Annotated in this window: 12 protein-coding genes and 1 pseudogene; 3 read left to right on the top strand and 10 right to left on the bottom strand. The window is 64.5% G+C overall.

The genetic code is table 11. From position 1 onward, the window contains the following. The first annotated feature begins 34 nt into the window (after positions 1-34). A complete protein-coding gene (locus ABLV54_RS10410; RefSeq protein ID WP_050533945.1) occupies positions 35-1015 on the top strand; it encodes an NAD(P)H-quinone oxidoreductase in 981 nt (326 codons plus the stop codon). Positions 1016-1058: 43 nt separating this feature from the next. On the opposite strand, the gene gdhA is transcribed toward ABLV54_RS10410, so the two are convergent. Both gdhA and ABLV54_RS10420 read right to left on the bottom strand, forming a co-directional pair. Next, positions 1059-2402: an NADP-specific glutamate dehydrogenase gene (gene gdhA, locus ABLV54_RS10415; RefSeq protein ID WP_004176526.1), complete on the bottom strand. Its 1344-nt coding sequence runs from the start codon at positions 2400-2402 to the stop codon at positions 1059-1061. 182 nt (positions 2403-2584) lie between these two features. Continuing rightward, entirely contained in the window at positions 2585-2995 is a 411-nt protein-coding gene (locus ABLV54_RS10420; protein WP_044523153.1) for a pyrimidine (deoxy)nucleoside triphosphate diphosphatase, read from the bottom strand. Between the two features lie 86 nt (positions 2996-3081). Between ABLV54_RS10420 and ABLV54_RS10425 the strand changes: the two genes are divergently transcribed. Beyond that, entirely contained in the window at positions 3082-3696 is a 615-nt protein-coding gene (locus ABLV54_RS10425) for a CDP-alcohol phosphatidyltransferase family protein (protein WP_050533943.1), read from the top strand. A gap of 51 nt (positions 3697-3747) precedes the next feature. Here the strand turns inward: ABLV54_RS10425 and ABLV54_RS10430 are convergent, their stop codons facing one another. From ABLV54_RS10430 to ABLV54_RS10460, 7 genes and pseudogenes are all read right to left on the bottom strand, one after another. Then, a complete protein-coding gene (locus tag ABLV54_RS10430; protein ID WP_050533942.1) occupies positions 3748-5055 on the bottom strand; it encodes a sulfurtransferase in 1308 nt (435 codons plus the stop codon). 93 nt (positions 5056-5148) lie between these two features. Beyond that, positions 5149-5781 (bottom strand): ATP-binding cassette domain-containing protein, encoded by a 633-nt coding sequence (locus tag ABLV54_RS10435; protein ID WP_044522403.1) that lies wholly within the window; start codon positions 5779-5781, stop codon positions 5149-5151. After that, positions 5781-7105: pseudogene (locus ABLV54_RS10440) on the bottom strand (ABC transporter permease subunit). The gene ABLV54_RS10435 and the pseudogene ABLV54_RS10440 overlap by 1 nt, the downstream one beginning before the upstream one ends. Beyond that, positions 7078-8256 (bottom strand): ABC transporter substrate-binding protein, encoded by a 1179-nt coding sequence (locus ABLV54_RS10445; RefSeq protein WP_050533941.1) that lies wholly within the window; start codon positions 8254-8256, stop codon positions 7078-7080. The pseudogene ABLV54_RS10440 and the gene ABLV54_RS10445 overlap by 28 nt, the downstream one beginning before the upstream one ends. Before the next feature lie 2 nt (positions 8257-8258). Next, complete coding sequence (locus ABLV54_RS10450) at positions 8259-8819, bottom strand: carboxymuconolactone decarboxylase family protein (protein WP_050533940.1); 561 nt, start codon at positions 8817-8819, stop codon at positions 8259-8261. Beyond that, positions 8816-9526 carry a TVP38/TMEM64 family protein gene (locus tag ABLV54_RS10455; RefSeq protein ID WP_023289290.1) on the bottom strand — a complete coding sequence of 237 codons (711 nt, stop codon included), beginning with the start codon at positions 9524-9526 and terminating at the stop codon, positions 8816-8818. The genes ABLV54_RS10450 and ABLV54_RS10455 overlap by 4 nt, the downstream gene beginning before the upstream one ends. Next, a complete protein-coding gene (locus ABLV54_RS10460) occupies positions 9513-10151 on the bottom strand; it encodes a TVP38/TMEM64 family protein (protein WP_225319979.1) in 639 nt (212 codons plus the stop codon). The genes ABLV54_RS10455 and ABLV54_RS10460 overlap by 14 nt, the downstream gene beginning before the upstream one ends. On the opposite strand from ABLV54_RS10460, the gene ABLV54_RS10465 reads away from it, so the two are divergent. Continuing rightward, entirely contained in the window at positions 10083-10226 is a 144-nt protein-coding gene (locus ABLV54_RS10465) for a hypothetical protein (RefSeq protein WP_023289292.1), read from the top strand. The genes ABLV54_RS10460 and ABLV54_RS10465 overlap by 69 nt on opposite strands. Before the next feature lie 155 nt (positions 10227-10381). Here ABLV54_RS10465 and xthA read toward each other — a convergent pair whose 3' ends face one another. Then, the gene (xthA, locus tag ABLV54_RS10470) at positions 10382-11188 is read right to left on the bottom strand and encodes an exodeoxyribonuclease III (RefSeq protein WP_023289293.1); all 807 of its coding nucleotides are present in this window, start codon (positions 11186-11188) and stop codon (positions 10382-10384) included. Positions 11189-11223 lie beyond the last annotated feature (35 nt).

Raw genomic sequence — 11223 nt, forward strand, 5'->3', positions numbered from 1 at the left:
TGCTCATTTCTCTCCCAGGCGATAAGGAGGACCCGTGAAATATATCGCTATCAGCCAACCGGGCGGCCCGGAAGTATTGCAGATCCGCGAAGGTGAGATCCCCACCGTCGGGGAGCATGAGGTGCTCATCGAGGTGAAAGCGGCGGGCGTCAACCGGCCGGATATTCTGCAGCGCCAGGGGCTGTATCCCATGCCTGAGGGTGTCACCCCCGTGCCCGGCCTCGAGGTGGCGGGCGTGGTTGTGAAGGTCGGCGCGCAGGTCACAACCTTTGCCCCCGGGGATCGCGTCTGCGCGCTGACCAACGGCGGCGGGTATGCCGAATACTGCGCCGTCCCGGCAGGCCAGACGCTGCCGATCCCGGCGGGCCTCAGCTTTAGCGAAGCGGCCGCCATTCCGGAAACCTTCTTCACGGTGTGGGCGAACGTTTTCCAGCTCGGTAAGCTGCAGTCCGGCGAGAGCATTCTGATCCACGGCGGCGCCAGCGGGATTGGCACCACCGCGGTCCTGCTGTGTCACGCGCTGGGGATGAGCGTCTATGCCACCGTCGGCCAGGACGAAAAAATTGCCGCGCTGCGACCCTACGCCACGGCGATCAACTACAAAACCGAAGATTTCGCAGAGAAAATTCACCAACTGACCAACGATGAAGGGGTGGATGTCATTCTGGATATCGTGGGCGGCCCTTACTTTAACCGCAACCTGGGGTTACTGAAAAAGGATGGACGGCTGGTGATCATCGGCTTTATGGGCGGGCGAATCGCTCATGAGGTGGATATTCAGACCCTGATGCTCAAGCGGGCGACCGTCACCGGCTCCACCATGCGCGGCCGGACGACGGCGGAGAAACAGGAGATTGCCGAGGCGCTGCGGCGCCACGTCTGGCCGCTGCTTGAGGTAGGGAAATGCAAGCCGATGATCTACGCCAGCTACCCGATGGCGGAGATTGCCGAAGCGCATGCCTGTCTGGACAGTGGTCAGCATCTGGGGAAAGTGGTGATCACGATGACGTCGTGAGACGCCTCCCGGCGGGCAGCCGCCGGGAGGGCGTCAGGGGAGGTTAAATCACGCCCTGGGCGAGCATGGCATCCGCCACCTTCACGAAACCGGCGATATTGGCGCCGCGCACGTAGTTGGTCTGCTTCGCTTCACCGCCGTACTGCACGCAGGCGTGGTGGATATCCAGCATAATGTGATGCAGGCGGGCATCCACTTTTTCCGCTTTCCAGCCCATGCGTGCGGCGTTCTGCGCCATCTCCAGACCGGACGTCGCCACGCCGCCGGCGTTGGCCGCTTTGCCCGGGGCAAACAGCACGCCAGCTTCAAGGAACAGATCGGTCGCGGCGATGGTGGTCGGCATGTTGGCGCCTTCCGCCACGGCCTTCACGCCGTTGGCAATCAGCTGGCGGGCGGCATCGACGTCCAGTTCGTTCTGAGTGGCGCAAGGCAGGGCGATATCCACCGGCACTGACCATGGCTGCTGGCCTTCGAGATAGGTGAGGCCAAACTCGCGGGCGTAGTCGGCCACCCGGCCGTGGGCACGCTCTTTGATGTCGATCAGGCGGGCCAGTTTTTCTTTGGTGAAGCCCGCCTCGTCAACGACGGTGCCGTTGGAGTCGGAGGCGGTGACCACCCGCGCGCCGAGCTCCATCGCTTTCTCAATGGCGTATTGCGCGACGTTGCCGGAGCCGGAGACCGCCACGCGAGCGCCTTCGAAGCCGAGGCCGTGACGTTTGAGCATTGCTTCGGTGAAGTAGATCAGGCCGTAACCGGTGGCTTCCGGACGGATCAGGCTGCCGCCGAAGGAGAGGCCTTTACCGGTGAAGACGCAGGCGCTGTTGTTAGAGAGTTTGCGCATCATGCCGGCCATAAAGCCGACCTCGCGGCCGCCGACGCCGATATCGCCCGCCGGTACGTCGGTATCCGGGCCAAGATGGCGATAGAGCTCGGTCATCAGCGCCTGGCAGAAGCGCATCACTTCGCCATCGCTCTTGCCTTTAGGATCGAAATCGCTGCCGCCTTTCCCGCCGCCCATCGGTAGGGTGGTCAGGGCGTTTTTGAAGGTCTGCTCGAAGCCAAGGAATTTGAGAATCGACAGATTCACCGACGGATGGAAGCGCATCCCGCCCTTATACGGGCCGATGGCCGAGTTGAACTGCACGCGCCACGCGCGGTTGACCTGGACCTGATTGCGGTCGTCCACCCACACCACGCGGAACTGGATCACGCGCTCCGGTTCCACCAGACGTTCCAGCAAAGCAAGCTGACGATAGCGCGGATTTTCCTCAAGGAAAGGCCACAGGGTGGTCATGACCTCCCGGACGGCTTGAGCAAATTCGGTTTGATGAGGATCGCGCTGTTGAACGCGGGTGAGAAAGCCTTCCAGAGTGCACGTCTGATCCATAGATATAAGTTCCCCTTATGGTTGTGGTTGCGTGTATTTATTATGATTCGGTCCTTGAAAAAACCGATTTTCCGACTATAACACCGCTAATCCTTAGGCAAGCAAGGAAAAATTAAGCCGTCAGCAAAATTTATAATTGCCCGCCCGTCATAACTAAAAACGATGACGAGGCGGCGAGCCGATCAGCGGGGAGAAAGGGACGGGCGCTGGGCGATAAAGGCGTGCAGGAGGGGGATATCGGCCGGGGCGAGATCGAGGGTTAAGGCGTCGGCAGGAAGGCACCAGCGCAGCTGGCTGTGATAGTGGGCCAGCGGCACGCCCTGAAAGTTCGGTACCCACCAGGCGTGCAGATGGATCTGGCGACCGGAGACTTCTCGCTGATGGCTGGCGATATAGCATGCCGGGTGGGCGATGATGCCCATCTCCTCCCGCAGCTCCCGGGCCAGCGCCTGCGGCTGGCTTTCGCCCGGCTCCACTTTGCCGCCGGCGAATTCCCACATTCCCGGCTGGTCGGCGTGGGGCGGGCGCTGCGCCAGCAGAATTTTGCCATCCTGTTCAATAATGGCGGCGACAACTTCAATCATTTTTAGCATAAGCATCAACGTTAATAAGACCAAACTGGCCTATTATCACCGCCATAGACCTTTACTGACAACCGCCAACTCTGCTGGAGACCCCCGTGCTTGATAGCCACTTGCATCCTCGCCTCAAACCTCTGCTTAACGCTGCCGCCGGCGCGCTTGACCGCCCGGGTATTTCGCCAGACGGGCTGACGCTGCTCGGTTTTGCCATCGGTGCGCTGGCTCTGCCATTTCTGGCATTAGGATGGTATGGCGCGGCGCTGGCGGCCATTCTTCTCAACCGCCTGCTGGACGGCCTGGACTGCGCCCTGGCGCGGCGGCGCGGGCTTAGCGACGCCGGCGGTTTTCTCGATATCTCTTTGGATTTTCTCTTCTATGCCCTGGTGCCGTTCGGTTTTATCCTGGCGGATCCGCAGAATAACGCCCTGGCGGGCGGCTGGCTGCTGTTTGCCTTTATCGGCACCGGCAGCAGCTTTCTCGCCTTTGCCGCGCTGGCGGCAAAGCACCAGATCGCCAATCCCGGCTATGCCCATAAATCGCTGCACTATCTCGGGGGGCTGACGGAGGGGACGGAGACTATCCTGCTGTTTGTCCTCAGCTGCTTGTTTCCGGCGCATTTCGCCTGGCTGGCGTGGCTGTTTGGCGCGCTATGCTGGCTGACGACGGCGACGCGTATCGCCAGCGGCTACCGGACCTTAAAGCGGGTGGCGTGAGCGGAAAATCGCGCGTCGCCGGCAGGGGGCGACGCGCGCGGGTGGGACGCGTTACTGGCTGCTTTCCGGGCCGCGCTCGCCGCGGGCGACCGGATTGTGCGGGTTGCTGCTCCATTCGTACCAGCCGCCGTCATAGACAGCGACGTGCGGCCAGCCCATGGCCCGGGCATACATGAAGGTTTCCGAGGCCCGCCAGCCGGTCCCGCAATAGAACGCCACCTGCTGGTTAGGCAGGATGTTCCACTGGCGCCACAGGGCAGCGATATCGTCGGCGCTGCGCATGGTGCCGTCCGGGTTATGGAAGTCTTCCATGTGCGTGGAGTCGCTTCCGGCATGGCCCCAGCGGGCGCCGGCGATATCGCCCTTCGGTTTGATATAGCTGTAGCCGCTGGTGGTGCCGATAAACTCCGGCCACGAGCGGACGCTGACCAGCGAGGCGTCCTGACGGTGGAGCAGGCCGCGGGCCTGCTCGGTATCCAGCATCAGCTGCGGCTGGCCGGGGATCGGCGCGCCAAAATCTGGCGCCGGCTGCGGCGTCGGCGGCATGCCGCGCTCCACTGGCAGACCGGCGTCGGACCAGGTCTGCCAGCCGCCGTCCAGCAGGCGCACGTCTTTGACGCCGGCGTACAGCATGATCTGCGCCACCCGCGCCGCGGCGTAGACGTCGCGACCGTAGAGGATCACCGTGGTGTCATGGCGGATGCCGTGCTTCGCCAGCATCGCCTTCAGCTGCGCATCGGACACTTTATTCCAAAGGGGTTCGCTCTCCACCTCATTGGTGTCGATATAGCCCGCGCCCGGGATATGGCTCAGCAGATAGAGCTTCGGCGCTCCCCAGGCGGCCTCAAACACTTTCCAGTCGCCGGCCGGGGCGGCAGCCACGCTTTTCCCTTGCTGCAGATCGTGCAGCCACTGCGGGTAGACCAGCTGTTCAAAGTGCGGCAGCTTTTGCAGACGGTCGCCCTGGCTCAGAGCGTCGCTCAGGACGTTGAGCCGGGTGAAGCCCGCTTGTTTCAGTCGCGCCGCGACGCTGGCGTTATCCTCAGGACTGCCGTACAGCGCGATGGGGGTATCGGGCTGGAGCTGGTGCTGCTTAGCCCAGCCCTGGAGCTGCTCGTCGCTCATGGCGCCGAGCCAGCGGGCGGAAAGGTTCAGCGCCTGCGGCTCATGCCCTTCCGGGCCGTTGACGTGCTGCGGCCAGCCGTTGTAATAAGCGCTCAGGCGGGTGTCGATGGCCACGCCGTGCTGCTGTTGCAGGTGGGAGAGGGTGAGCGCTGGCATGGTTTCAGCGGCGCAGGTGGTGGTAGCAGCAAGCCCCATGAGCAGGGCGAGTGCGGTCAATTGAGAAACACGTTTCATCGAAATGCCCGACGGTAAAAAGTGGAGGGCGTATTCTCCGCTTGCCAGGCGTTGATTTCTTTGCGGTAACGCAGGTTTGCACGCTATTGCGCTTCATTGCCAGCGCTCCATCGCCAGGCACCGCCCCGTCGGCGGACAGTCCTCGCGATCGTGGGTCACCAGGATTGCCGGAATGGCCTGGCGGGCCAGTTCCTCAAATACCCAGCGGCGGAACGCGGCGCGCAGGGTAGCATCCAGGCGGCTGAAGGGCTCATCCAGCAGCAGCGCCTCGGGGCGCGCCAGCAGGGCGCGTAGCAGACTCACCCGCGCCCGCTGTCCGCCGGAGAGCGTGGCCGGGTCGCGCGCGGCGAAGCCATGCAGCCCGGCGCGACTGAGCGCCTGCTCCACCGCGGCTTTCCGCGCCTCGCCGCGCACGCTTTCCGGTAGCGCCAGCTGTAAATTTTGCCCGACGCTGAAATGGTCGAACAGCAACGGGTCCTGAAACAGGATGCCGATGCGCCGGCGCTCCGTCGGCAGCGTATCGCAGCGCCGATCGTTGAGCCACAGCTCGCCCTCGGCGCGGAAGTCGCCGGCCAGAGCGCCAATCATCCATGCAAACAGCGTCGATTTTCCGCTGCCGGAAGGGCCCATCAGCGTCAGCACTTCACCCGGGGACACCGAGAAGGCGACCTCCCGCAGCAGCGGCTGACGTTTCACGCTCAGGGTCAGATGGTTTACGGTTAGCACTAGCGAAGTCCTCGTCGATAGCGGCCCGCCAGCCAGGCCAGCAGGGCCGTCAGGGTAAAGCATACCGCCGGCAGCAGTAATTGCCACAGCGCCTGGGCGGCGAGCGTCTGCGCCTCGCCGCCGCTGCTGAGCGCCACCGCCTGGCTGGTAAGCGTCGGGATACGGCCTGCCCCCAGCCATAGCGTTGGCAGATACTGCGCAATGCTTACCGAGAAACCCACCGCCAGGGCGGTTAGCAGCGGGCGGGTCAGCGAGGGCAGGGTCAGCAGCCAGAAAATACGCGTGGGATCCCAGCCGAGCGTGCGGGCGATCACCGCCATCCGCGGATCGCGCTGGCGCCAGGCCGGGCGCAAAATAAACAGCATCCACGGCACCACCCACAGCAGATGGCCCCACAGGACGGTCCACCATTCGCCGTCTAGCCAGGCGTACAGCGCCAGCCGGTACTGGCCGTCGGCCAGCGGCAGGGCCGGCAGCACCAGCGGCAGCCAGACCCAGCCATCTCCCCGCGCCGGGCCGCAGGCCAGCCACAGCAGGCAGACGGCCGCGCCGAGGGCGCAGGCCGCCAGCGCCAGACCAAGGCTGTTAATCAATGCCTCGGTCTGTGGCGGCGCCGAGCGCGCCAGCCCCGCCAGCAATAGCGCGCACAGCAGGCCGCTCAGCGGCAGGGCACTCGCCAGCAGGCGGCCGGGCAGGGCGTGGGGATGGGGATGCCGAACGCCGCGCAGATCGGGCAGACGTCGACGCTGTAGCCGCCATCCGCCCCAGGCGACCAGCGCCAGCCCGCCGAGGATCGCCAGCAGCAGCAGGCTGGCCAGCGCCCCTTTCGCCTGCTGCAGGTCATCGCCCTGGCTTAACCACTGCCACGCCAGCACGGCGAGGGTGGGCGGATTGCCGGGCCCCAGCACCAGGGCGACGTCTACCGTCGACAGGCTCCAGGCCGCGGCGGCCAACAGCACCATGCCGAGGGCGGGCAGCAGCCCAGGCAGCACCAGCCAGCGCAGGCACTGCCAGCGGCCGTAGCCGAGGCTCTTTAGCGCTGTCGCCTGGTCGGCGAGGCGCGCCTCCCCCAGCGGGCCGAAGGCCAGAGGGCGGCGACGATGGTCAGGGCGATCAGTAACGCGCCGCCGACGGACAGCAGCGTGGAAACAAGGGTGGCGGCCAGCGCCTGGCCCAGCTGCGGGTCGGCGAACAGCGCCCGCCAGTGGACCGGGGAGAGCGCCGGCCACACCAGCCCTGCGGCGGCGGGGAATAAGGGCAGATAGATTGCCGCCATCGTCCCCCAGGCCAGCAGGATCAGTGGGTACCGTAGCGGCGCAGCCATTCCTGCTCCAGTGCGTCAACCCATGCCGCGTGCGGCTCGGCAAGCACCGGCGGCAGATCCTGCGGCAGGGTGGCCGCCAGCGCCTGTCGCTGCTTGTCAGGTAGACGCTGCGGGTCCAGAACGCTTGGATCGCCCCAGACGGCGGCATCCGCCTTGCGCAATTGCGCCTCAGGGGAGAGCAGGAAATTGGCCACCACTTTGGCGGCGGCGACGGCGCGCGCGTTGGCCGGGATAGTCACGAAATGGACGTTGCCGAGGGTCCCTCCGGTAAAGCCGAAGCTGTAGCTGTCCGCCGGTAACTCCCCGCTGGCGGCCTTCTGCCGGGCATGGAGCGGATTAAACGTCAGCGACAGGCGGAGGGTGCCCTGGTTGAGCATGGCGTCCATCCGCGCCGGCGACGCCGGGAAATCCTTGCCCGCCCGCCACAGCGTAGGGTGCAGCGCATCGAGATAGCGCCACAGCGGGGCGGTGACCGCCGCGAAAGTCGCCGTCTGCGGCGGCTGGCGCAGGGCGGCAGGCTGGTCGGTGAGGGCGATCAGCAGCTGCTCCAGCAGGGCGGTACCGGTGAAGTCCGGTGGCCGCGGGTAGGTTACGCTGCCCGGATGGGCTCTGGCGAAGGCCAGCAGCGCCTGCGGGCTGGTGGGAGGCTGCGGGGTTTGTTCGCGGCGGGCGATAAACGTCAGCTGGGCGCTGCCCCACGGCGACTCGGCGCCCTCGGTGGCGACAGAAAAATCTTCCTGAACCGGCTTTTGCCGATCGACATAGCGCCAGTTGGGCAGCGATTCGGCCCAGCCGGTGAGCAGCAGGTTGGCCTGTTTTAGGGTGTGAAAGTTTTCGCCGTTGATCCACAGCAAATCCACCGAACCGCCGCGGCGACGGCCAGCCTGCGCCTCAGTCTGGATGCGTTTCACCGCGTCGGCGGCGTCGGCGATGGGGACAATACGCAGGTCGATCGCGTAGTGGCGTTTGACCTCCTCGCTGACCCACGCCAGATAGCGGTTGACGGCCGGGTCGCCGCCCCAGGCGTTAAACCAGACGGTCTGGCCACGGGCTTCCGTCTGGGTCTGCCGCCAGCTGTCGTCGGCATTCACCACCAGCGGCCAGAGCAGCAGCAGGTACAGACAGAGGCTGAAATCACGCAAACGGCGCATCATTACTCCTTATTGTGCGGGGAAGAGGGGGGGATCTTGCACAGCCCCTGGGCCGGGATCGCCATCGCGGCGTTGAACCGCGCTGATAAATTTTGCAGGCCAATCAGGGCGGTCAGCTCGGTGAGCGCCCGGGCGTCAAAATGCGCCGCCATCGCGCTGCGCAGGGCATCATCCACCTCCGGCGGCGTCTGGCTGGCGGCTTCGGCATAGGCCAGCGCCAGACGCTCTTGCTCGCTAAACAGCGTACTGTTGCGCCAGTCGGCGACCGCCGGCAGTTTGTCGCGGCCTCCGCTCCGCGCCGCGAGGGTCATGCTGGTGATATCGATGCAGAATTCGCAGTGGCACAGCTGGGCGATGCGGGCGCTGACCAGCGAGCGCAGCACCGGATCCAGCGGCGAGCGGCGGCGTTCAATATAGCCCACGAACAGCGAGACCAGGTAAAACAGCCACGGGATCCGTCCCCACCAGCGAATGGGGCTCAGTACCTGGCCGTAATGACGACGGTGCAGCCAGGCCTGCGGACGAAGGATCAGGGGGACAGTATCCAGCGGGGGTAAGCTCATGGCGACGATCTCTTATGACGTTCACGGTAAATATTTTTGGCGATGGAGATGACCACCGCCAGGGCAAAAAGCAGCGAAAGGCCAGTGGCCAGCCAGAAGGCGCCTCCGGTCAGCAGGCTCCCGGCCCAGGAATAGACGATGGTCGCCGGCAGCTGTCCCACGCCGGTGGCCAGCATAAAGGGCCAGAAGCGCAGCGAAGTCAGTCCGGCGGCATAGCTGACCGGATCAAAAGGGACAAACGGCAGCAGGCGACAGACCAGGATCGTCTGCGGGCCAAAGCGGGCAAAATAGCCGTCGACGCTGCGCAGCACCGTGCGGCCGGTGAGTTTCTCCACCACCTCGCGCCCCAGCGCTCTGGCGATGCAGAAGCAGAGCCCGGCGCCGACCATGGCGCTGAACCACGACAGCGCGCCGCCCCAGAAGGCGCCGAACAGCGCGGCGTTCGCCAGGGTGATCAGGAAGGCCGGCAGCGGGGCGACGATCGCCTGGAGGATCATCAGCGCAAAAGAGACCAGCGCCGCCTGCGCCCCCCAGGCGGCGATAAAGTCTTTAACATGCTGGGGATCCAGCGACGCTAGCGCCGTCAGGCTGTGCTGCAGAAAGGCTCGCCCGCCGGGGAACCACAGCCAGGCGGCCAGAGCGGCAACGGCCACCACGGCGAGGGCCAGCCGGGCGCGGCGCAGGTGACGGCGATCAGGTCGGGTCATGGCGCACCTCCTCGCCGGGCGTTGCCACACGGCGGGCGCGGGCAAACCGTTTGCCCATCTGCACCAGGGCAAACAGCAGCCCGCCGGCGAGGCTCAGCTTGAGCGCGAAGGCGAAGGTCGCCCCCTCGCGAGCCAGTTCGCTGGCCATCACCGAATAGATCACCAGGCCCGGCAGGGTGGTCACGGCGGAGATCAGGGTAAAAGGCCAGAAGGGGATCGCCGTCAGGCCGTAGGCGTAATTCTGAATGTTGTAGGGAAAGAGCGGCACCAGGCGGGTGAGGATCAGAAAATCGCTGCCGCTGCGGGCGATACCGCGCTCAATGGCCTGGAAGACGGCGGTATGGCCCACATAGCGCTGCAGCAGATCGCGCCCAAGCCAGCGGGCGATCAAAAACGATAGCGAAGAGGCGACAGTGGCGGCGGCAAACGAGAGCAGAGAGCCGGTCAGCGGGCCGAAGAGCATCCCGCCGGCGATCACCAGCAGGCTGCCGGGGATCAGGCACAGGGTGGCAATGATAAACAGCGCTGCATAGACCAGATAGCCCCAGGCGCCCTGATGGCGCAGGGTCTCCTGCAGCAGATGCAGGTGAGTCAGCAGATCGTGGAGACCGACGCGGTGGCTGATAACGGCCAGCGTGGCCGCCAGCGCGATGAGTCCCAGCCCTTTACCAATGGCCGGATGATGGCTTCTTTTTCATGAAGGGGTCTCCTGTACAGCCTGGACGCGGTGGACATTAAAAAGTGCGCGCGACAGTATCCTGTTCAGACGACGGCCACAATGGTTTACCGTCGCTTTGTTGATTTTGCTCAGGAAATTCTGCCCCCCGCGCGGCGGGAGGCAGGTCAGGACGTGGCTTACGGCCGGAAGGTGGCCCACACCGGCGCGTGGTCGGACGGTTTTTCCATCCCGCGGATCTCATAATCGATTCCGGTCTCCACGCAGCGCTGGGCCAGAGGCTGGCTGGCCAGCAGCAGGTCGATGCGTAGCCCGCGGTTATCGTCGAAGCCTTTGGAGCGGTAATCAAACCACGAGAAGTGCTCCTGATTGTCCGGGTTAGCCTGACGCCAGGTATCCACCAGGCCCCAGCCCAGCAGGCGGTCCATCCATTCCCGCTCTTCCGGCAGGAAGGAACATTTGCCGGTGCGCAGCCAGCGTTTGCGGTTCTCTTCACCGATACCGATGTCGAGATCGGTAGGGCTGATGTTCATATCGCCCATGATCAGCACCGGATTCTCTTTATTGAGCTCGGTCTCCAGATAGTTCTGCAGATTCTGATAGAACGCCGCTTTGGCCGGGAATTTGGTCTCATGATCGCGGCTTTCACCTTGCGGGAAATAACCATTAATCACCGTAACGTTACCGAACGGCGACGGGATCTCGGCCATGATGATGCGGCGCTGAGCCTCTTCGCCATCGTCCGGGAAACCGCGGCGGACGGCAATCGGCGTCTCTTTGGTCAGCAGAGCGACGCCATAATGGCCTTTCTGGCCGTGATAAAAGACGTTATAGCCGAGTCTGGCGACCTCTTCGAGAGGGAACATATCGTCGTGAACTTTGGTTTCCTGCAGGCCAATCACGTCCGGCTGGTGCTTTTCGACGATGGCGGCCAGTTGGTGTGGGCGGGCGCGCAGGCCGTTGATATTAAAAGAGACGAATTTCATAGTCGCTGCCACTGTGCAAGGTGAATAGTGCAGGG

Origin of the sequence: Klebsiella sp. JB_Kp042, from assembly GCF_040065275.1 — a bacterium.
GTDB classification, from domain to species: domain Bacteria; phylum Pseudomonadota; class Gammaproteobacteria; order Enterobacterales; family Enterobacteriaceae; genus Klebsiella; species Klebsiella quasipneumoniae.